At 36.8% G+C, this 22,405-nt stretch carries 14 protein-coding genes and 3 tRNA genes; 8 read left to right on the top strand and 9 right to left on the bottom strand.

Translation table 11 applies throughout. The features are described from left to right. Window positions 1–49: 49 nt before the first annotated feature. The 4 genes from ACFIK8_RS00085 to fabA form a co-directional block, all read right to left on the bottom strand. Entirely contained in the window at window positions 50–199 is a 150-nt protein-coding gene (locus tag ACFIK8_RS00085) for a hypothetical protein (RefSeq protein ID WP_375635472.1), read from the bottom strand. 1,166 nt (window positions 200–1,365) lie between these two features. Further along, complete coding sequence (fabI, locus tag ACFIK8_RS00080) at window positions 1,366–2,184, bottom strand: enoyl-ACP reductase FabI (protein ID WP_375635442.1); 819 nt, start codon at window positions 2,182–2,184, stop codon at window positions 1,366–1,368. A gap of 47 nt (window positions 2,185–2,231) precedes the next feature. Further along, complete coding sequence (fabB, locus tag ACFIK8_RS00075) at window positions 2,232–3,452, bottom strand: beta-ketoacyl-ACP synthase I (protein ID WP_375635443.1); 1,221 nt, start codon at window positions 3,450–3,452, stop codon at window positions 2,232–2,234. Window positions 3,453–3,509: 57 nt separating this feature from the next. After that, window positions 3,510–4,019 carry a 3-hydroxyacyl-[acyl-carrier-protein] dehydratase FabA gene (gene fabA, locus ACFIK8_RS00070; protein WP_012754549.1) on the bottom strand — a complete coding sequence of 170 codons (510 nt, stop codon included), beginning with the start codon at window positions 4,017–4,019 and terminating at the stop codon, window positions 3,510–3,512. Between the two features lie 231 nt (window positions 4,020–4,250). On the opposite strand from fabA, the gene irrA reads away from it, so the two are divergent. Continuing rightward, window positions 4,251–4,784, top strand: a complete 534-nt coding sequence (irrA, locus tag ACFIK8_RS00065) for an iron response transcriptional regulator IrrA (RefSeq protein ID WP_375635444.1) — start codon at window positions 4,251–4,253, stop codon at window positions 4,782–4,784. 46 nt (window positions 4,785–4,830) lie between these two features. Here irrA and ACFIK8_RS00060 read toward each other — a convergent pair whose 3' ends face one another. From ACFIK8_RS00060 to ACFIK8_RS00045, 4 genes are all read right to left on the bottom strand, one after another. Beyond that, window positions 4,831–5,391 (bottom strand): SH3 domain-containing protein, encoded by a 561-nt coding sequence (locus tag ACFIK8_RS00060; protein WP_026500127.1) that lies wholly within the window; start codon window positions 5,389–5,391, stop codon window positions 4,831–4,833. Between the two features lie 1,619 nt (window positions 5,392–7,010). Next, window positions 7,011–7,244, bottom strand: coding sequence for a 30S ribosomal protein S21 (gene rpsU / locus ACFIK8_RS00055; protein ID WP_012754552.1), 234 nt, complete (start codon window positions 7,242–7,244; stop codon window positions 7,011–7,013). A 186-nt stretch (window positions 7,245–7,430) separates the two neighbouring features. Next, window positions 7,431–9,104, bottom strand: a complete 1,674-nt coding sequence (locus ACFIK8_RS00050; protein ID WP_375635445.1) for a formate--tetrahydrofolate ligase — start codon at window positions 9,102–9,104, stop codon at window positions 7,431–7,433. A 679-nt stretch (window positions 9,105–9,783) separates the two neighbouring features. After that, window positions 9,784–9,860 (bottom strand) — tRNA-Arg (locus ACFIK8_RS00045). A gap of 368 nt (window positions 9,861–10,228) precedes the next feature. Between ACFIK8_RS00045 and ACFIK8_RS00040 the strand changes: the two genes are divergently transcribed. The 3 genes from ACFIK8_RS00040 to pgi all read left to right on the top strand — a co-directional run bounded on the left by ACFIK8_RS00040 (window position 10,229) and on the right by pgi (window position 16,353). Then, window positions 10,229–11,368: an efflux RND transporter periplasmic adaptor subunit gene (locus tag ACFIK8_RS00040; RefSeq protein WP_375652597.1), complete on the top strand. Its 1,140-nt coding sequence runs from the start codon at window positions 10,229–10,231 to the stop codon at window positions 11,366–11,368. After that, the gene (locus ACFIK8_RS00035) at window positions 11,365–14,499 is read left to right on the top strand and encodes an efflux RND transporter permease subunit (protein WP_375635447.1); all 3,135 of its coding nucleotides are present in this window, start codon (window positions 11,365–11,367) and stop codon (window positions 14,497–14,499) included. Before ACFIK8_RS00040 ends, ACFIK8_RS00035 begins: the two co-directional genes overlap by 4 nt. 189 nt (window positions 14,500–14,688) lie before the next feature. Next, complete coding sequence (gene pgi, locus ACFIK8_RS00030; protein WP_375644403.1) at window positions 14,689–16,353, top strand: glucose-6-phosphate isomerase; 1,665 nt, start codon at window positions 14,689–14,691, stop codon at window positions 16,351–16,353. 313 nt (window positions 16,354–16,666) lie between these two features. Here the strand turns inward: pgi and ACFIK8_RS00025 are convergent. Continuing rightward, window positions 16,667–16,756 (bottom strand) — tRNA-Ser (locus ACFIK8_RS00025). A gap of 285 nt (window positions 16,757–17,041) precedes the next feature. On the opposite strand from ACFIK8_RS00025, the gene rplU reads away from it, so the two are divergent. The 4 genes from rplU (at window position 17,042) to ACFIK8_RS00005 (ending at window position 22,314) form a co-directional block, all read left to right on the top strand. Beyond that, on the top strand, window positions 17,042–17,521 hold the full coding sequence (gene rplU, locus ACFIK8_RS00020) for a 50S ribosomal protein L21 (protein ID WP_375635449.1): 480 nt from the start codon (window positions 17,042–17,044) through the stop codon (window positions 17,519–17,521). Between the two features lie 12 nt (window positions 17,522–17,533). After that, a complete protein-coding gene (gene rpmA / locus ACFIK8_RS00015; RefSeq protein WP_273787451.1) occupies window positions 17,534–17,803 on the top strand; it encodes a 50S ribosomal protein L27 in 270 nt (89 codons plus the stop codon). Window positions 17,804–19,215: 1,412 nt separating this feature from the next. Next, on the top strand, window positions 19,216–21,747 hold the full coding sequence (gene ptsP / locus ACFIK8_RS00010; protein ID WP_375635450.1) for a phosphoenolpyruvate--protein phosphotransferase: 2,532 nt from the start codon (window positions 19,216–19,218) through the stop codon (window positions 21,745–21,747). Between the two features lie 477 nt (window positions 21,748–22,224). Continuing rightward, window positions 22,225–22,314: transfer RNA gene (locus ACFIK8_RS00005), tRNA-Ser, on the top strand. Window positions 22,315–22,405: the final 91 nt, after the last annotated feature.

Raw genomic sequence — 22,405 nt, 5'->3', positions numbered from 1 at the left:
CTCTACCATCATTTTTAAATTCAGTTTTACGCTATCTAAAGCATATCTTTTAAATAATGGAGATTACCTCACACCTTGATGTGTCAGGTAAAATAGAACGCCCAAAACAAAACACTATTGCTGTTGTATATTCACGCGCTTGTTTTAAAGAGACCTCTCTTAAAACTCCCAAGCTCAATTCGCGACGGTGACCGTGAATAGTGTAACGATAAAGCCATTGTGCACATCCTCATCTTTACGTTTATGAAGGAGGAAGCCGAGCATCATCACACATCCTACCAGCCCCCAATGTTGAGACAGCTCTTGGCACTTGAGGCTGTTCAGTAGAGATGTTTACGCCTTTATTTTCTCACATGACAATTCTTTTTTTATATGCAAGAAATGACTTTTGGAATTATAAATTTGAAAATCTAAAATTGAAAAAATGTTATTGTACTTGTTTATGGCTGTCATTTAAACTGAAAAAATAATGTGATTATAAAGATAAAAAATTGATTTATATGAATAATTCATTTTATTTTTGTATTGAATTAATTAAAAATATGTGTTTGCTTGTCACAAGCGGGTTAGTATGTGGATAAAAATTATTAAAAATACTTCTAATGAATCATCTCAAGTATCAAGGGGTGTTTCAACATTAGAACATGGCAAGTAAAATGATAGTGTCGGTTTGTCATTTGTATAGACATTAAAATGGTGGAGAAAAAAGGATTTATGTACTTCACGGGGATTTTATCTGTTCTACAGATACCATTGTGAAATGGAATTGCGTGTATTGAGGGATATCTTTTAAAAAAATGCATGAAGGAGCAACAGCCGTAGTGTTTTTGAGCGTTCTGTTTTACCTGATATATCAGAGAAATGCTTTCATTAAAGAACGAGAAAAATAAAGGTGTGAGGTAAAGCGTAATCTCCATTATTAAAAAAATATTGATGTGGATGCTTTTAAAACTGTAAAGCCTCATTAAAGAATAATAGTAAGATTAATGATTGATTTCTTTACGCCTTCATATTCTTCCTAAATTAGATTGTCTTTGCGTTTCAAGAATAAATAAAACGGTAGGCAATATTTTTTTCAATCTGGTATACAAAAGCTGAAGCTAAGGATTTTAATAATCCTCTAATCTCTGTTTCAAACTGCGATGGCATGAGGGCTGAGGATTGATTTGTAAGCAACAGCAAAAGCGTATGCTTTAGTAAGGTAAATAACGTCATAAAATACAAAATTTTTCAACCATGGATTGAAGAAATATTCGGATTTTTATAAAATACTTTGCAAAACAAGGCATCTGGTTTTGTATTATACTTATTCTTATAAAGACCTGCACACGTGCCTTACGTCATATTTTCTAAGTGCGATAATTTTTATTCTTCTTGAGTATCGTCACTTTTTTTCAGTTCTTCAAGTATTGGCATAGACATGATGTTATAGCCTGAATCAACATAATGGATTTCACCTGTAACACCTGATGATAAGTCAGAGAGTAGATAAAGAGCAGATTTTCCAATTTCATGAATATTTACGGTACGACGTAATGGGGCATTACGGCGTTGATGTGAAAATATTGCACGTGCAGCTGCAATGCCATTACCTGCTAAAGTTCTAACAGGACCAGCGGAAATCGCATTGACACGGATATTTTGAGGACCAAAGTCTGCTGCTAAATAACGTACCATAGCTTCTAAAGCTGCTTTAGCAACACCCATGATGTTATAATTAGGCACAACTTGCTGTGAAGCACCATAGGTAAGAGTTAAAAGTGTTCCTCCATTGGGCATAAGCTTACCCGCGCGTTGGGCAATTTCAGTAAAGGAATACGCTGAAATAACCATCGTGCGTTGAAAGTTTTCACGTGTTGTAACATCAACGTAACGCCCTTTTAGCTGAGTTTTATCTGAAAAACCAATGGCATGGACAATAAAATCAATTGTTTTCCATTCTTTTTCAAGTTGCCCAAAGACGTAGTCAATATTTTCAATATTTTCAACATCACACTCTAGCACTAATTTGCAGCCAAGTTTATCTGCTAGAGGTTGAACACGTTTTCCAAAAGCATTTCCTTGATAAGTCAATGCTAATTCAGCTCCTGCTTGTGCGAGCTGACAGGCAATGCCCCAAGCAATTGAATGGTCATTTGCAATTCCCATAATAAGGCCACGTTTGCCCTCCATCAAACCTTTCATATTATTCTCCGTAGACCGTACTTTTTTCAATTACTAAGAACTTTTGTTTATTCATAGCGTTGGAAAACAAGCGTTGCATTGGTACCGCCAAAGCCAAAAGTATTTGACAATACGGTATTAAGTTGTTGATGATCGCGTCGTTTACGAACAATTGGCATATCGGCAAAAGCTGGATCAAGTTCTTCAATATGAGCACTTTCACAAATAAAATTATGCTTCATCATTAACAGTGTGTAGATTGCTTCCTGAACACCAGCTGCACCCAAGGAATGACCAGTCAGAGATTTTGTGGCGGAAATTGGTGGGCATTGATCACCTGCTCCGAAGATACGGCGGATCGCTTCTATTTCAGGGGGATCACCAACAGGTGTTGCTGTTGCATGGGGATTGATATAATCAATCTTATTTTTGACGGTCGCAAGTGCCATGCGCATGCACCGCTCTGCTCCCTCACCTGATGGAGAGACCATATCGTGTCCATCGGATGTAGCGCCATAACCAACAATTTCTCCATAGATTTTTGCACCACGTGCTTTAGCGACTTCTAGTTCTTCAAGAACCAAAACGCCAGCGCCACCAGCAATAACAAATCCATCACGATTAGTGTCATAAGCACGCGAAGCTTTTTCTGGTACATCATTATATCTGCTGGACATAGCACCCATAGCATCGAATAAAACAGATAATGTCCAATCCAGATCTTCGCAACCACCAGCAAAAATGCGATCTTGTTTTCCATATTGTATTGTTTCATAAGCATTGCCGATACAATGATTGGATGTAGCACACGCGGAAGAGATTGAATAGTTTACGCCTTTAATTTTAAAAAAAGTTGCAAGTGTTGCGGATGCCGTAGAACTCATCACTTTAGGCACAACAAAAGGACCGATGCGTTTTGGACCTTTTTGGCGTGTAATATCAGCAGCCTCAACGATTGACTGAGTTGAAGCACCTCCAGAACCCATAATAATACCCGTGTGTTCATTCGATACTTCATGCGGTTCTAGACCCGCATCAGCAATTGCCTGATCCATAGCGATGTGATTCCATGCTGTTCCACGCCCATGAAAACGTAGAGCACGTCGATCTACGAGTTCTTCTATATTAATATCGGGTTTGCCGTAAACTCTGCTACGAAAGCCTAATTCGGCATATTGAGGCGCGTAAGAAATTCCGGATTTTGCTTCACGTAAACTGGTTAAAACAGCTTCAGGTCCATTTCCAATCGCGGAGACAATTCCCATTCCGGTTACAACAACTCGACGCATTCATACCTCCTCGTTCCATACAGAATAGTGAAAAGTTCTTTCTGACGGAAATAACGTTCAATCTTCTTTGAATAAAGCAACGCGTAAATCATTCGCCTTATAAATAGTCTCTCCATCTGCTTTTAGCCACCCATCAGCTATTCCTAAGACTAAATTTCCACGTCGAATACGCTTAAAATCTATTTCATATTCAAGAATTTTGGTTTGTGGAGTTACCATCCCTGATAACTTTACTTCACCTGTTGATATCGCTCTTCCTTTTCCTGGTTCGCCTAGCCAACCAAGAAAAAAGCCTGTTAATTGCCACATACCGTCTAGTCCGAGACATCCCGGCATGACGGGATCGCCTATAAAGTGACAATTAAAGAACCACAGGTCTGGTGTAATGTCAAATTCGGCGCGAACCATTCCTTTATCGTATTTACCATCAGTTTCACTAATTTGAGTGATTCGATGAATCATCAACATTGGCGGTGCTGGCAATTGCGCATTACCTCTACCAAACATTTCGCCGCGAGCGCAGCTTAGAAGCTCTTCATAAGTGTAGCGAGACTTTTGTTCAGCCATTGTTACTCCATTTATTTGCATATATCTTTATTTCTGCGCTTTTCCCAACCTACTTTTAGAGCAAATTTCAAAGAGAGGGAAATGATTTTATATCATTTTTAATGACAAAAGCCCTTTTTTATGTATTCTACACAGGTAATTATTTAAAAATGGAATACAAGATTACACCATACTATTCCCATTTTTTTGTATTTTGATCTTATTTAGCAGGAATATATTTGGGTTTGTAATATGTCAGTAAGTGCAGACGACTTAGATATGAATGAAGAACAACAGTTCACAAAAGAGTGTGGAAAATTCACAAAAGAGTGTGGAAAAATTGTGCAATATTATTCCATTTCTATGTTAGAAAAACGTTTGCGTCAAAATGGTCTGCGTCCAACACGTCAGCGGTTGGAGCTTGCACATATGATTTTTTCTCAAGGAAATCGTCATATTACTGCTGAAGAGCTCTATGAGGAAGCGGGGAGGGCAGGTGTACCTGTATCTTTAGCAACGGTTTATAATACGCTTCATCAATTTACGGAAGCGGGATTGTTACGGATTATTGCCGTAGAAGGCTCAAAAACTTGGTTTGATACCAATACCTCTGATCACTACCATTTTTATATAGAAGGCGAAAATCGTATTCTTGATATTCCTTACAATTTGGAAGAAGCTCCCATTATTAGAAATTTGCCTAAGCCACCAGAAGGTATGGAAGTTTCACATGTTGATTTGATCGTACGATTGAAACCCAAAAATCAATCTTGTGATAGGCAGTGAGGATATTCAATGAGGAATAAAAGTTAAACTTGATAAGTTTGAGTATTCACCAACCTTTTACTTTTTCATCAGGATAGATTCCCCATAACTGGGGTTGCTGAAGCCATCCGCGCGTATTATTAATGTTTAGTTCGCACCATTGTCCATCACATTGGCGGATATTACCAATGACATTAGGTTCTACTTCCGCCACAAGTTCTGCGTTGTCGGTGGGGTTTTTTCGTAGCATCAGCCTTTTTGTTTTATCTTTTTGCCATGGAATAGTTATAGCAGTTCGCTTTCCCGATAAAAGCGATTGATACACCCACCCCTCATCGCCTTCTGCATCACGAATTTTGCGCCATTGATCATATTCTTGAATGATTTCAATAGGCAAGCCCTTCTTTTTGTAGGTAAAAATGATAGAATAGTTGCTTCCTGGTCCGACGCGTACATTAACGCTGGTGGGTTTAATCGAAGCAAATCGCGGAAGTGGTAAACCGCTGGGCCCTAAATTTTGATTAAATGTTTGTGCGTGCAACAAATGAGGTGAACCCAATACAATGACTGTTGCTATTAAGATACATGATGCGAGTATTGAAACGCGAAACCAACGAGAATTTTGCACACTGAACTCCTTTATTTCGTCATATATTGGAAATTTAAAATCTGAAAGATAAGACTAGAAACTGATAAAAATTATGACATATCGCTCGTTAAAGAGATCTAAACAATGAAAAAATTGTTACGAGAATAGCAAAATAAGGAAAACAAAAGTTTGTATTTTTTAGTGCTTATCTTGTTTATGAGGGGATAAATATAAATAAACACTGGACTTTTATGTAGCTGTACGCGTGATAAAACAGTAAAGTATACTGGGAGCATAGCATTTTTTGTACAGGAAATTAGGGCTAAAGTATTGCATCTCTTTTCTGAGTTTGTTTCTCGAAGTAAAAGTACATGTATGCATATTATGAACAAAGAGCTGTTCAGTAAAGGGGTTATCATGTGGCTTGAAAAGAAGTTTTGAATGGACAAAATAATACGATGAATAAAACATTTAAGCTTAAAAATATGAGCAAAATTATGGAGTAGATTGATATATGAAGGGCTGATTTTAACAAGACATTTTTTCGTGATAATCCATTTTATAAAATTTGCTATACTATAATCTTATGTCATGATAATGCTTATCCGTATGGCAGATAAGCTGGATCCATCATACCATTTACCAGCTCTCAATGTTATGCAGTTCTTATTATTTATGGCGTTCATAAGAAGCATTTTTATTTTTTTCTTAAATAGCTTTTATTCTATTTGCATACTAACCCTGCTTATGATGTACAAGAAAATAATCTTGATTTATTCAATATAAGAAGGTGTTGAGAAACTTCACGTTATTCAGAATTATTACTTAATATGAAAAACGATTACTTATAACGATAAATCAATGCGTTAAAAACTTTAACTCGTTATTTAAATTGTAAAAATATTTCCATCAAAAATGGTAATAAAAGGTACATTCATTCATCCATATTAAAATACAGTGTTTTCTCTGTTTATTGTCAATTTTCTTTTTCTCTAACTCAGTATAGAAGAAAGTTGAATGAAATAGAGGAGCTTATTCAATACACTTATGGGGGGCATTACATAAGTGATGAATAGAAGAAATTTATCAAGAAAAAAGAATCTGTAGTGCCGTGGTTGAAATTCGTCATCGTTTAGAGAGACAGAGTCAAGAGATATAAAAGTTATGGAATTATATCGTTTTGTTACATAACTGAAGGGAAAGAGGATTATGCATTTGATATCATATTTTTATACACAATCGCATATTGCGATAGTTATTTTTGTTTTGCAATCTGATCTAGGATGTTCGAAAGATGTAGAATATTTAATGACAAAAAAAGAAAATCATCATGAAATTTGTACATAAAGAAACAGTTATTTAAGAGATATCCGGAAGGAGAAAAATTATAGCGAAAAGTGATAATAAAACACCTTACACTCAATTCACATAAGAATAAGTCGCTTAAATATCTAAAGCGTAGTTTGTTATCTGTTTTTTGAAATATAAGAGTGAAAAAAACACCCCTATGACAGAAACCTTATTATTTTCAGATAACTAACATATTAGATAACATTGTACACAAAAAACCGTACACAAGCAATTTATTGCAATCGCCTATGAAGATAAAATTTTCTGGAAGCTTATTATCTACTACTTATGCAATTACATAAAGTATATTACTTTACCGCAACAGTTCGTCCGTTACTAACAAAACCTTCTCTTTGCGCACGCTTACGAGCAAGCTTACGTGTACGACGAATAGCCTCAGCTTTTTCACGAGCACGCTTCTCAGATGGCTTTTCATAATAACTACGCATTTTCATTTCACGGAAGATACCTTCACGCTGCATCTTTTTTTTCAACGCACGGAGCGCTTGGTCAACATTATTATCACGAACGAGTACTTGCACTATCTATCCTGCTTTTTTCAGTGTCATAAATGATAGGAAAAACCTACATCCTTTTAAAGGCATATCCAAAAGGACAAGCACCTATATCATATAAATAAGACATTTGTCTATATCGCTTTTTAAAATTCTATTCTTTTTGCAATAAAACGCTTTTTATAATGAATGATAGAATTTACGGTTATAAATTTATGAAAGTCCTTGTATTTGATCATTTTCGTCAAGATGAATTTTTTCAGCCGTGGGATAATGGGGTAGTCCCGGCATGGTCATAACATCTCCACAAATGACAACAATAAAGCCAGCTCCTGCGGAGAGACGAACTTCACGTACGGGAATTTCAAAATCAACAGGAGCACCATATTGCTTGGGATCAGAAGAAAAAGAATAAGGTGTTTTTGCCATACAAATAGGGTAGGCACCAAAACCTTCTTTTTCCCAAGATTCAAGTTGTTTGAGAATAGGGGCTGGGATGATGGCGCCACGCCCACCGTATAGCTTTGTTATAATACAATTAATTTTTTGAACGAGTGGAATATTATCTTGATATAAAACTTTAAAATGAGAATGTTTTTCTTCAATCAAGGTAACGAGTTCTTGTGCAAGTTCTATAGCGCCTTTTCCACCTTGTTCCCAATGCTTACAGATAATAGCTTTGTGTCCAGTTGTTGCAACTATTTTTTGTAATGTTTTTATTTCAGCATCGCTATCGCTGTCAAAATGATTGATAGCCACAACACAAGGAATACCGTAGTGCTCCATATTCTTTATATGTCGTAAAAGATTGGCTGTTCCTTTTTCTAAAGCGGTGATATTTTCTTCTGTCAGGTTATTTTTATCTACACCACCATTCATTTTTAATGCACGAATAGTTGCGACGATTACTGTAGCATTTGGTACAATACCTGCTTGCCTACATTTGATATTGAAGAACTTTTCTGCTCCAAGATCTGCTCCAAACCCTGCTTCTGTGACAACATAATCAGCAAGTTTTAAAGCAGTTTTTGTTGCTATAACTGAATTGCAACCATGAGCAATGTTGGCAAAAGGTCCTCCATGAACGAGAACAGGGTTATTTTCAATTGTCTGTACGAGGTTGGGTTGTATAGCATCTTTGAGAAGAACTGCCATTGCACCTTCTGCATTGAGATCAGAAACGGTGATGGGCGTTTTATCATAACGATAAGCAACAATAATTTTTTTGAGTCTTTGTGTAAGGTTTTCTAAATTTTCAGAGAGACAAAGAAGTGCCATAATTTCTGACGCAACAGTAATATCAAAACCTGTTTGGCGTGGAAAACCATTTGTTATGCCCCCTAATGAAATAACAATATCGCGCAATGCACGGTCATTCATATCAAGAACGCGTTTCCAAACAATGCGACGTGGATCAATGTTTAGAGTATTTCCCCAATAAAGATGATTATCTATCATTGCGGCAAGAAGATTATGAGCAGCTGTAATAGCATGAAAATCACCGGTAAAATGTAAATTAAGGTCATCCATTGGAACGACTTGTGCATAACCACCACCAGCAGCACCACCTTTTACACCAAAACAGGGACCCAAAGACGGCTCTCTCAAGGTAGCTATTGTTTTTTTACCAATAAGATTAAGAGCATCACTTAGTCCAACTGTTGTTGTTGTTTTGCCTTCTCCGGCAGGTGTGGGATTGATAGCTGTGACGAGGATAAGTTTACCATCTGGATTTTTATCAAGCGATTTTATGTATTCAGAAGAAATTTTAGCTTTATCATGGCCATAGGGAATGAGATTTTCATGTGAGATACCAATTTTTTTTGCAATTTCAATAATATGCTGCTTTTTAGCAGTGCGAGCAATTTCAATATCTGTTTTAGGCATGGAAAAATTCTTTAAACTTAGCTTTTATTAATGTTCGAGATCTGTACCCCATGGATTAATTAGAAGAATTCATAGAGAACAGAAAGTGTTAGGATATCATAGAAGTCGATGATATGCTATGCAAGAGATAATGCTAAAGAAGCACGAGAAGAGTTTCATTGTTTTTTAGGAAAAAGAGTTTCTTTGCTTTTAAGCAGTAAAAATATGTTTAATTCAATTAAAAATATCTCGAAAAGAAGCTTTGGTTTGCAACAAAATGCTAATGATATTAATGGATACCATAAGTGTTTTATGGCGGCACATCTGAAGTCCCTATTAAGATGGGATTGCTAGGAATAAAATATCCAGAAACATCTAGTTATGGAAAAATTAGAAATAAGCACGCAAAAAATTATCTAACTGATTAAAGAGTATAATCCGGAAGAGACTAAAAACAAGCGCATAGATCGAAAAAAGAAAACAACACACGCTGCTTATGCAATCGTTATGATTATTAGCTAATAAAAGCACCTTGGAGCTGAATTGAAGGACTCATAACATCTTATTCTAGCAAAATGGCTAAAGAAACGACTCACAACAGAATGAAGTAACAAAATACAAAAAACAAAGATAGGCAAAAATAAATCACAAAATAAAGAATTTAAAGAGCCTGAATTTATAAGAAGATATTATTGATAGATGGCGCACCCGAAGAGATTCGAACTCCTGACCCCCAGATTCGTAGTCTGGTGCTCTATCCAGCTGAGCTACGGGTGCATACATTTCAGTTTTTTACATTATCTATGACAAAGGGTTCCTAATCGTTTCATTAAAGAAATGCAAGTGAAACTTGGATAGTAATAAAAAAAACTCTCTTTTTTATGAGATATTTTAAAAAAGGATATAATATATTATGGTTTCAGTTGGTTTTGATATAATCATTTTTTGTTGTGACTGTACAAAGCAATATGAACGATAGTTAACTTGACGTTTTAATCTATGAAAGATAGTCAAGCAAAGATGAGATGTGTTTTTTGCGGTGGGGGGTAAGATATATATACACCCGCTGTTTGGTTTTTGTGTAAAACACCGATATTACTGTTGAAAACTATTTCAGATGAACATGACACAGCAAGGGTGGATGTATGGCGTTATTAAAAAAGAGCTTTCCGTTGGTGTTTTTAATCGTCGTTTTAACGGTTACTTATTGGGCTGGAAAAAAGAGTGCAGAACAACCCATTTCTATGGTGGATAAAACAAGAGTATCGTATAAAGCTTCAAAGGAAAAAATGGGAAGACCACCGGCGAATGTTGTCGTTGATCTTGTAAAAGTTCAAGATTTTTATGAACAACTTAACGTTCTTGGGAGTGGAAAAGCTCTTGCAGAAGTCGATCTTACCCCTTTATCCTCAGGTGTTATTGATAAGCTTTTTGTATCAGCTGGTACAAAAGTACAAGTCGATGATGTGATTGCAAAGCTTGATTCTAAAAAAGAGGAAATAGCGGCTGCAAAAGCAAAAGTACAACGTGATAATAATGCATTAACGCTTTCGCGCATTCTTAAATTACGCGCCAGCAATACAGCAACGGAAGTTCAAGAAATTACAGCACGTTTAGAGTTGGATAACGCAAATTTAGTGTTGCGTAATGCTGAATTAGATCTCGATCGGCGAACAATTCGTGCACCGATTCCTGGAGTTGTTGGTATTTTGCCCGTTGATGTGGGGAATAACGTGACCCTTAATACCGTAATAGGGCGTATTGAGAATAGAGAACGTATTTTGGTCGATATATGGGCCCCTGAACGATATGTGTCGCGCATCCATAAAGGAGATGAGGTAACGGCAACATTAACTGCGCAGCCAGATAAATCTTTTGTTGGTCATATTTATGCGATTGATAATATTGTTGATCCAGAAAGTCGCACGCTTCATGCTCAGGTTGAAATCAATAATGAAAAAGATACGCTCATGTCTGGTATGTCCTTTTCTGTTGTATTGCAATTTCATGGTGGTTCTTTTCCTGTCGTTAATCCTCTTGCGGTTCAATGGAATAGTAAAGGGTCATTCGTTTGGCGTGTGAGAGAAGGAAAAGTAGAGTCTATTCCCGTATCAATTATTCAGCATAAAGCGGATCAGGTTTTCGTGAAAGCTTCCCTAGAAAAGGGTGATCAAGTTGTCATTCAAGGGGTGCAAATGCTTTATCCAGGAAGTAAAGTAACTATTGATGATCCAAAGTCCCACCAACAGCAATTATCAGCGGTTTATGGAACGGATATACAATGAGCCAAGAATTGAGCACAAAACAGCCTATGTCAAAGGTGGAGCAAGGTGGTCTCATTGCCTTATTTATTCGCAGACCGGTTTTTACTTTTGTTTTAAATGCTATGATCATCATTGCAGGATTTGCAGCATGGTTGAATGTTGATGTAAGAGAATTACCCGATGTTGATACTCCAGTAACAACGATTGTGACGATGTTTTCTGGTGCGTCAGCAGAAACCATTGATCGTGAAGTAACAAAAGTTATAGAAGATGCTGTTTCTCGTGTTTCAGGTGTTAAGACAATTTCTTCAACATCTTCTTTTGGACGCTCTCGTGTGCAGATTAATTTTAATGTCGGTGTTGATTTGAATGTAGCGGCATCTGATATTCGTGATGCTCTGTCTCGTATTGCTTATTCTTTACCAAAAAATGCAGATACCCCTCTGATCATTAAAGCAGATTCGAATGCTGCTGCCATGATGTATTTGGTTGTGACGTCACCAACAATGAGTATTGATGATTTAACAACGATTGTAAATGATCAGATTGTTGATGCAATTTCTGCTGTTGATGGTGTTGGTGATGTACAGGTTGATAGTGCTCGCACAAAGATTTTTCAGATTGATATAGATCAAGCAAAACTTGCAAGTTATGGATTAACTGTAGCAGATATTTCACGTGTTCTTGCTGATATGACAACGGATGTGCCAGTAGGATCATTACGCAATTCTAAGCAAACTTTAGTTGTCCGTGCCACTGCACGTCTAACAACACCAGAATCTTTTGAACAAGTTGTTTTAAAGCCTCATGTGCATCTTGGCGATGTTGCGCATGTTACTTTATCGCCGGATATAGAAACGGTTATTCTTCGTATCAATGGAAAGACAGGTATTGGATTAGGTATCGTGCGGAAAGCACAATCCAACACGCTTAATATTTCTCAAGGTGTAAGAGCCGTTGTTGATAATCTCAAAAGTATTGTTCCTTCTTCTGTACATATAGACGTTATTAATGACGATGCAATTTTTATTAAAAGTGCCCTTCATGAGGTTGAGGTTGCGTTGGTCATTGCTATTTTGAGCGTTATTTTAGTCATTTTTCTTTTTCTCAGAGACATTCGTGTAACACTGATACCTGCTTTATCTCTTCCTGTTGCCTTAATTGGTACCATTGCAGCTATTTATCTTGTGGGATTTTCATTAAATATTCTCACATTTTTAGGACTTGTTTTAGCAACAGGGCTTGTTGTGGATGATGCCATTGTTGTTCTGGAAAATATTGTTCGATGGCGCAATATGGGGTTAGGTTCCAGAGCTGCAGCGGTGTTAGGAACACGTGAAGTTTTTTTTGCTGTTGTCGCAACAACATTGACTTTAGTGGCTGTATTTGTTCCTATTTCCTTTCTTCCTGGGCAAGTTGGAGCGCTTTTTAGAGAATTTGGTTTTGTTTTGGCAATTTCTATTTTGCTTTCTTCAATTGTTGCCTTAACGCTTTGTCCCATGTTGGCTTCACGTTTTCTCAAAGAACATATTGAGGAGAAAGAAGAAAAGTCCCATCATTTTACTTTTTTATATAAATTAGGTACTTTTCTTCATAAGGCATATACTTACAGTTTGCATCAGTGTTTAGAAAAGCCTTGGTCTGTTATTTTTGCTTCACTTATTTTTGCGGGTCTTTGTGTCGGAGGCTATATGAAGCTGAAACAGGAATTAACTCCAGCAGAAGACAGAGCTCTTATCTTTTTGGTTATTAATGGACCACAAGGTATTTCAACACAATATTTGAACGAACAGGTAGAGCAAATTGAAGCAAGTCTACAGCCATTACGTGATGCAGGGGAGATTGCTAACAGTTACTCTATTGCGGGTATTGGTGGTTCACCCAATACTGCTTTTTTGGTTTTATTGCTTTCATCTTGGGATGAACGTTCACGTAGTCAGCAAGAAATTGTGAAGGATGTTAATGCAAAGGTTAGACAGTTTCCCGCAGTTTTTGTGTTTGCTGCGGAGGGAAATTCTCTAGGTGTGAGAGGAACTGGGCAAGGATTACAATTTGCAATTCTTGGCAACGATTATGCAACACTACAACCCATTGCTGATAAGCTGGTGAGTGCTTTACAAGATGATCCGCGTTTTATTCGACCACGTCTTACTGTTGATGCAACACAACCACAATTTTTTATTGAAATCAATCGAAAAAAAGCCTCCGATTTAGGGATTGATATCACCAATTTGGGCGATACATTACAAGCAATGTTGGATGGTAAAAAGATTGGTTCCATTAACGTGGATGATCATTCTTACGATGTTAAATTGATATCGCGTAAAAATTCTATGAAGAGTCCCAGTGATTTAGAAAATATTTTCTTAAAGACTAAAGACAATCGATATGTTCCTTTATCGGTTATTGCGCATTTACATGAAAAAGCTATCGCTCCCCAATTAAAACGGGAAAAACGCATGAGCGCTGTTATTTTAAGCGCAAATCTTGCTCCAGGTATCGCTTTAGGGGAAGCTTATCAAACTGTACAGAAAATTGCTTCTCCTTTGTTATCAAAAGGAATCTACGTGGTTCCCTTAGGAGAAGCTGAAACGCTTAATGAAACATCTTCCAATTTTATGATTGTTTTTGGCATTGCTTTTTTGATTATTTTATTGATTTTGGCTGCCCAGTTTGAAAGCTTTATTTCAGGATTCATTATCATGGCTACGGTCCCATTAGGGATTGGTTGTGCTGTAATTGCTATGCTATTAAGTGGTGTGAGTCTTAATATTTACAGCCAAATTGGACTAATTTTGTTAATTGGCGTTATGGCAAAAAATGGTATTCTCATTGTTGAATTTGCAGATCAATTACGAGATCAGGGAAGAAGCGTGCGTGAAGCCGTAGAAGAAGCAGCAAATATTCGACTTCGTCCAGTTTGTATGACAATGATTTGTGCCATTTTAGGAGGTATTCCTTTGGTTTTAGCCAAAGGTGCTGGCGCAGAAGCTCGTATAGCTTTAGGTTGGGTTATCGTTGGTGGCTTAGGTTTAGCAACTATTTTTACGCTTTATGTCACACCGGTTGTTTATCTTTTTTTGGGGCGTTTTATAAGACCAAAAGCAGAAGAAGATTTACGCTTAACAAAAGAACTCAATCAAGTTAAATGATGTATCTGATAGAAAAGGTTTGAAAGTTTATTCCTGTAAAAATATCATTTTCGGATCTTATCCTTTTATTTTGTATATTCCTTCATTTTTATGTGAGCAGTGAAAATAGCGAGCAATAAAGGAGACGCTTTCTGCTTTGTTATGGTTTGGGCATAGATTTCATTATCAATAATCGTATAGGATAAGCTTATGGGAGATAGCTTTTCGATTCGAAATGAAAAGGCTTTTGAAGCCACATTAAAAGCTTTAAGAAACCATGCCGCAAAGGATGGGGTCTATGATATTCGTCGACATTTTGTAGAAGATGAACAGCGTTTTTCCCATTTTTCCCTCAGACTTGATGATCTTCTTTTTGATTTTTCAAAATGTGGTGTGACATTTAAAACATTGCAACTTCTAGATGATTTAGCTGTCGCAGCAGATGTGTTAGGCCGGCGTGATGCAATGTTTTCTGGTAAGGCGATTAATACAACTGAAAAACGCTCAGTTCTTCATATTGCGTTACGTTTACCTGCTGATGAAATTTTCATGTTGGATGGTCATAATCTTATTCGCGATATTCAAGACGTCCTTGAAGATATGGAAAGATTTTCTGAAAAGGTACGTGATGGCAGCTATAAGGGAAACAGCGGCGAGAGAATAAGTGATATTGTCAATATTGGTATTGGTGGTTCTGATCTTGGTCCTGAAATGGTTACATATGCTTTAAAACCTTATCATGATGGTCCACAGTGTCATTTTGTTTCTAATGCTGACAGTGCCCATATTTCTGATACTCTCTCTATTTTGAATCCAGCAACAACGCTGTTTGTCATTGCTTCTAAAACTTTTACAACGGCTGAAACAATGGTAAATGCTCAAGTTGCACGTCAGTGGATCTGTTCACATTTAGGAGAAGAAGCCGTTGGTACGCATTTTGTTGCTGTTTCAAGTGCGCTTGATAAAGTGGCAGAATTTGGTATAGATTCCACAAGAGTTTTTAAATTTTGGAATTGGGTTGGAGGGCGTTATTCAATTTGGTCAGCCATTGGACTTGTTGTTATGTTTGCAATAGGTGGTGAAAATTTTCGCCAATTTCTCAACGGTGCATTGCAAATGGACCAACATTTTAAAACTATGCCTTTGCATAAAAATATTCCTATTCGTTTTGCTCTTTTAGGATTCTGGCATCGTGTTATTTGTGGTTATTCATCACGTTCTATCATTCCTTATGCACAGCGTTTAATACATTTTCCAGCTTATTTACAACAGCTTGATATGGAATCAAATGGTAAGCAAGTCTCGCTGGATGGAAAACCATTAAGTTTTTCAAGTGGTCCGATTGTTTGGGGGGATTCAGGAACAAATAGTCAACATGCTTTTTTTCAGCTTCTGCATCAAGGAACAGATATTATTCCTGTAGAATTTATTTTATTTATAAAAGGGCATGAGCAAAATTTACATTCTATGTATGAGATGTTGCTAGCAAACGGTTTAGCACAATCAAAAGCATTGATGAAAGGGCGTAGTATTGAAGATGCTCGGCATATCTTGATAAAAAATGGAGTTGATGAGGGTGAAGCAGATCATTTAGCACTTCATAGAAGTTTTAAAGGAAACCGTCCCAGCATTACGTTGGTTCAAGATTTATTAACACCTTTTTCACTCGGTCGTCTTATTGCGCTTTATGAACATCGTATTTTTGTTGAAGGGATTTTAATGAATATTAATTCATTTGATCAATGGGGGGTTGAACTTGGTAAAGAATTAGCAAATGAGTTACTACCAATTCTTCGTGGAGAAAGTCAAGCGGATAATCGCGATAGTTCAACATTAGGGTTGCTAGCACATATTCAAGAAAGACGTGCAAAATAAATATAATTTGACAGCAGATTTTGTACTAACTAAGCAAAAGTAGAATGAGAGAGAAATATGAGACAATTCTTTGATTTTACTATGCGTTCTCTTATTATCTGAACTATATTTATGTAACAGAAAACCAAAAAGTGAAAAAATTGTAAAAATGAGAATTTATGCAAAAATGATAAAGACCTTTGAAGAGTCTTGAAGACCTTTTGAAAAATGGATTGGTACAAAACCTGCTGACAAACTACACTAGGTAAAAATATACAGAATCCACCGGCAAGCTACGATTAAAGACATTTTAATAATATCGCTTTATAAACTTTGGCGGAGAGAGAGGGATTTGAACCCCCGATAGAGTTGCCCCTATGCCGCATTTCGAGTGCGGTGCTTTCAACCACTCAGCCATCTCTCCATAATAAAGTGAAACAAAAATCGGCACTATTTGAGTGTATAAGGGGTAGATAACCTTCAATTGTTTTTGGTACAACCTTTTTTTCTTTTTTATGGGACTTTATTGACAGAGAATAGAAATTCCTTCATATATACGGAACATGAGCGTGGGGAAATCTGCGCATATTTGTGTTGAAGAAGGTTTTATCCTTCTTTAAAATCTATTACGACTGATAAAAAGCAGCCTATTTTCCCTTATTTCAAGGCAGAAATTAAATAAGAGCTGGAGTGAACGGAAGGATAAAAAATGTTCGCAGTCATTAAAACTGGTGGTAAGCAATACCGCATTGTTGCTAATCAAGTGGTGAAAGTTGAAAAAGTTAGTGGAAATGCGGGTGATGTTGTTGAATTCAATGACATATTGATGGTTGGGCAAGAAGGTAATGCGGTTATTGGTACCCCTGTCGTTGCTGATGCATTGGTGACAGCTGAGATTGTAGAACAGGCACGTGGGCGCAAGGTTATCGCATTTAAGAAGCGCCGTCGTCAAAATTCTAAACGCACGCGTGGTCATCGTCAAGAATTTACGAAGCTTCGTGTTTTAGAAATTTTAATGGGTGGTTCAAAAACTAAAAAAGCAGCTGCAAAGCCGATAAAAGAAGAGGCAACTGCACCAAAAGAAACAAAAGATACTGCTTCTGTTGAGAAGACGGCTAAAAAAACAGCTGAAAAAAAGACTGCGTCACAGAAGAAAGCGTCTGTAGCATCAAAGAGTAAGAAAGATTAAAGGAGAGCGTCTATGGCACATAAAAAAGCTGGTGGTTCCTCGCGTAATGGTCGCGATTCAGAATCGAAACGTCTAGGCGTTAAAAAATTTGGTGGTGAGACCGTTATTGCTGGAAATATTATTATTCGCCAGCGTGGTACACGTTGGCATCCTGGCAACAATGTCGGCATTGGAAAAGACCATACGCTTTTTGCATTATCAAATGGAAAGGTTTCTTTTCAACGCAAAGCGGGTGATCGTTCCTATGTTTCAGTCATTCCTATGGTGGAGGCAGCAGAGTAATCTGTAACACTCTCTAGCAATCAACGGGATTCCATTGAATTGTAGTTGTGGTTTTATAAGTATTAAAAGGGAAAGATAGAATTTCATCTTTCCCTTTTTGTTTTGGTACTATAATAAATGTAGAAGATGTACGAAAAAGGTGGAATTGGGGAAATGACTTTTCTCAATGAGGGGAGGAACTTGTGCGGTATTATGTTAGTATTTAGTACTGAACGTATTGATATTATGATAGAATTTGTTGATAAATTTCTGTATAATAATAGTAAGGAGAGACTTTCTTTTTATGCATGAAGAAGTGTTTAGTAATTTCTTTATAAGAGAAGCAGTTTGTTTTCAGGAAATTATGAGAAATTTAATGAAAGCATTATTTATGTAATCATTTTGATAAAGATGGATCTTTTTATTGGCATTGTAGTATTGATGAGTTGTCATACTGTTTTTAGGTGGTGGTGTGGATAGGTGGGGCTATTCATTTAAAAGGATATAGGGATAAAAAATCCATAAGATGGCAGTCAAAACTACTTTGAAAGTGACGTGCATTAAGGAGTTTTCGGTAAATCGAGAGTGAAATTATATTTTTAAGGAGGACGCTGTTTAAAGATATAAAAATAACCAATGTGCAATCAGCGCTCTTCAAGAATATTTTTTCTGATTTCATTATTATTGTATTGTACATTTTTGAAAATAAACAAGCATAAGAGCTAGGGTTAAGGCAATAACTGCTTTTCATTTTTTACTTTATTTATCTTATTTGTAGCGTTTTTCTTGATTTTAGTAGTTGATGATGGTGCTTGGGTGATGCTCGTACTTTGCAAATATGCGACAGAGAATATTGTGTGTTTGCGATATTGATTGAAGTAAAGGAGTATCTTAAAATACATAGATGTTATATATCAATAAGTTAGCATCATAGGATGAGCTGCACGGAATTTTAAAGATGATAAGTTGCATGGAGCAATTTATAATTATGTAATGAATTTATAAAGAGGGATAATAGGTTAAATAAACTTTGAGGAATCAGTTAAAATATTAACTGAAGTTACAGATGATTGGGAAGGATGCTTTCTTTTAGGGAGAATAATGAAAAGTTATGTTGAATAACTTGGGATAATGAGAGCGTTTTTAAAACATAGTTTTTTAGGTGATTGGTGCTGTAAAAATCGGGGTTTTGTCTTTGTAAAGTAAAAGAGTAAGAGGCAGACTTGCTTATGATGCTTTTAAGCACCTCGCTAGATGATAATATCCAATTGTATTATCGGTTATATTGAGGTATTTAAGCACCTCACTTAGCTACATTTCGTAAAATATAAAGAGAGCTGTGGTGGTATTTATAGCTTGTATTTTGGGAAATGCAGCTTTGAAAAGGAATTTATCAGAGATATTGGTGTTCAAATGTGAGGCAATTTGAATTCATGATAAGATGTGAGAAAGCAGAAGCAATGAATGTAGATTTTATCGAGAGTGAAATCTTGTCTATAAGATCTGTACAACTTGCAGCTACTTTTGATCATAAAAATGATGCAATTTATGCTGCTGCTGAATTGCTTGTGCAGGTTGGTGCGGTTGATAAGTGTTATCTGGCAAGCATGCTCGCATGTGAAGAAAAAACCAATACTTGGCTTGGAAACGGTATAGCCATTCCCCATGGTATGGCTGAAAATCGTGATTTAATTATCAAGGACGCTGTTGCTGTTATACAGGTTCCTGCTGGTGTTGAGTGGCAGGATGGCAAGAAAGCACATTTGGTTATTGCTATTGCAGCGTGTCCAGATCGCTATAGAGAAATTTGTAAAAAATTGACGTCTCTTTTATTTGATAAAAAACAGCTTGAAGTACTTGCAACAACTATGAACAAACAGCAAATTGTTACAACTTTGTTTGATCAAGATATGAAGATAGAAAAAACTTTTATTGGTGACCTTTCGGTGTGTCAGGAATGGACTTTAGATTATCCAAGTGGTCTTCATGCACGACCAGCTTCTCTTTGGGTTGATTTTGCGAAAAAGGCTCAAAATTCTATCAGAGTTCGTCATGGTCAATATGCCGTTGAAATGAAAAATTTGGTTGGTTTATTGCAATTAGGAGCAAAAAACGGTGATGTTCTGATTTTTTCTACAGATGCTGCAGAAGGAGCACAACTTCTCAATGATGCCATTGCTATTGCAAAAAAAGTGAGTATTAGTGAAAAATGCCTGATGAGAGCAATGGAATCTCAAACAAAGGCTTTTCATGGTTGGTATCCACGCTCTATGCAAAAAGGCATTTCTGGTGTTGGAGCAAGTTCAGGATTAGCATTTGGTAAGATTTTTGTTTTAAGGCAAAATGATATTTCCATAATAGACCAGCCAATTGATTTTGCAGCTGGTGCGGCATGTCTTGAAAATGCTCTTACAAAAACAAAACATAAAATGGCATCTGTGATTTCTGATATTACAGTGCGTATGGGAGCAGATTCTGCTGCGATTTTTTCTGCGCAAATGGTTTTGCTTGAAGATGAAAATTTAATAGCTCAAGCTTGTCGTTTTATAGCAGAAGGTCATGGTGTCGCTTGGTCTTGGGATAGAGCGGTTCGTCAATTTTCAGATATGTTTTTTAAGGTAGATAATCCTTTGTTAGCAGCACGTGCTGTTAATTTAGTTGATGTTGGTCGACGTGTTTTAGGTGAAATCAATCCATCCTATAGATCGTTCTTTTTAAATGATATTCCACATGGTGTAATTCTAGTTACAAATGACCTTTCTCCTTCTGATGTAGCACAACTTGATTGTACAAAGGTAAAAGGATTAGCAACAGCATGGGGAGGTCCATTATCTCATACAGCTATTTTGGCGCGTACTCTTGGTATTCCAATGGTTGTTGCTGCAGGTGGTGATATTTTAGCGATACAGTCTGATATTCAGGCTATTATTGATGGCGATAACGGGTTTATTTACCTTGATCCTACGCTTGAAGACGTTGAAGATGCTCAAAGGCATATTGATACTATTGTGCAAAAACGTGTCAGTGAAATAAGTGCGTGTAGATTACCAGCGCAAACAACAGATGGTCAAAGAATTCGTATCATGGCTAATGTCAACTACGCAAATCAGGTTCCTGTTGCGCTTGATTTGGGGGCTGAAGGTGTTGGACTCATGCGCACGGAATTTTTGTTTTTAGAGAATCCTCATATTCCGGATGAAGAGCTACAATTTAATATATATCGGGAGATGATTACAGCTGTAGGAGATAAGCCATTAATTATTCGTGCACTCGATATTGGTGGGGATAAACAGGTTACGCATTTACATTTATCTAAAGAGGACAATCCTTTTTTAGGTGTTCGAGGGACGCGGCTTTTGTTACGTCGACGTGATCTTTTGGTGCCTCAATTACGTGCTTTGTATCGAGCAGCAAAAGAAGGCGGAGATCTATGGATTGTGTTTCCGATGGTAATGTCTGTTTCAGAGATTGTTACTATAAAAAAGATTGCAGAAGAAATCCGCAATGATATTGATGCACCAAAATTAAAACTTGGTATTATGATCGAAGTTCCAGCAGCCGCCATTATGGCAGATGTGTTGAGCGCCCATGTTGATTTTTTCTCAATTGGAACCAATGACCTAACACAGTATACAATGGCTGTTGATCGGCAAAACCCGTACCTTGTGTCTGAAGCTGATAGCCTTGATCCAGCAGTTTTGCGTATGATTTATCAGACTATTCAGGGAGCTTCACAACATAAGTGTTGGGTTAGCGTATGTGGTGGTATGGCTGGAGATCCTTTTGGTTCAATGATTTTGACTGGGTTGGGAATTAATGAGCTTTCTATGATATCTTGCGATATTTCTCCAGTAAAGGCGTGTTTGCAGACTCATAGTTTTGAAGATATGAAAATTTTAGCACAAAAAGCATTACAATGTGAAACTGCACGAGCTGTACGTGCTCTAAGCAAGGATATAAGGTGATAAAGAACATTAAGGGGAACGAGCTAGTTCATTTTGCAGAGTAATCAGATCGTTAGTGCTATAAAACATTATTCTTTTATACGTTACAGGGAGGAGTAACGTGTGGATAAAAACACTTTAAGAAAGAATAAATGCCTTTTATGCATTCTCTCACATAGCAAGGGATGTTGCAACATTAGGGGATGAATAGCGTGATGGTACTTGGCTTGTACTTTTTATTTAAGGAAAGATGATGCTATTCAATAGATTTTATACCATTCATAGACACCGTATGAGATAGATGTGACAATCTTTTTATTCCCATTATTGTATTATACAAACCTATCCACGGAAAAAGTTTTTTCTTAAAAAGAAAGGATGTGCTTGTTATTCAACAGATATAAGCTCTTACTTTAATAAATGAATTTGTTTTTTGAACTTTGAATGTATAATTTAGGCTTGCACGTTATTTCTTTCTGGGTATAGTGCGAGACTTCTGGAGAGGTGGCCGAGTGGTTGAAGGCGCACGCCTGGAACGCGTGTATATGGGAAACCATATCGAGGGTTCGAATCCCTCTCTCTCCGCCATCCAATTTTTTCTTATGTATAACGTATTGATTCTTTGTAATCTTTTTAAAGGTTCGGGAGCGTTAACAAAAGTTCGGGAATAGGATTTTCC

The organism is Bartonella sp. MR168JLCBS, from assembly GCF_042194175.1.
This window is presented reverse-complemented; position numbering and strand designations above follow the sequence as displayed.

Excerpts from the sequence above, each read along its gene's own strand:
- fabI (WP_375635442.1), bottom strand. The coding sequence starts at position 2,184 with ATGAAAGGTTTGATGGAGGGCAAACGTGGCCTTATTATGGGAATTGCA.
- fabB (WP_375635443.1), bottom strand. The coding sequence starts at position 3,452 with ATGCGTCGAGTTGTTGTAACCGGAATGGGAATTGTCTCCGCGATTGGA.
- fabA (WP_012754549.1), bottom strand. The coding sequence starts at position 4,019 with ATGGCTGAACAAAAGTCTCGCTACACTTATGAAGAGCTTCTAAGCTGC.
- irrA (WP_375635444.1), top strand. The coding sequence starts at position 4,251 with ATGTCAGTAAGTGCAGACGACTTAGATATGAATGAAGAACAACAGTTC.
- ACFIK8_RS00050 (WP_375635445.1), bottom strand. The coding sequence starts at position 9,104 with ATGCCTAAAACAGATATTGAAATTGCTCGCACTGCTAAAAAGCAGCAT.
- ACFIK8_RS00040 (WP_375652597.1), top strand. The coding sequence starts at position 10,229 with ATGGCGTTATTAAAAAAGAGCTTTCCGTTGGTGTTTTTAATCGTCGTT.
- ACFIK8_RS00035 (WP_375635447.1), top strand. The coding sequence starts at position 11,365 with ATGAGCCAAGAATTGAGCACAAAACAGCCTATGTCAAAGGTGGAGCAA.
- pgi (WP_375644403.1), top strand. The coding sequence starts at position 14,689 with ATGGGAGATAGCTTTTCGATTCGAAATGAAAAGGCTTTTGAAGCCACA.
- rplU (WP_375635449.1), top strand. The coding sequence starts at position 17,042 with ATGTTCGCAGTCATTAAAACTGGTGGTAAGCAATACCGCATTGTTGCT.
- rpmA (WP_273787451.1), top strand. The coding sequence starts at position 17,534 with ATGGCACATAAAAAAGCTGGTGGTTCCTCGCGTAATGGTCGCGATTCA.
- ptsP (WP_375635450.1), top strand. The coding sequence starts at position 19,216 with ATGATAAGATGTGAGAAAGCAGAAGCAATGAATGTAGATTTTATCGAG.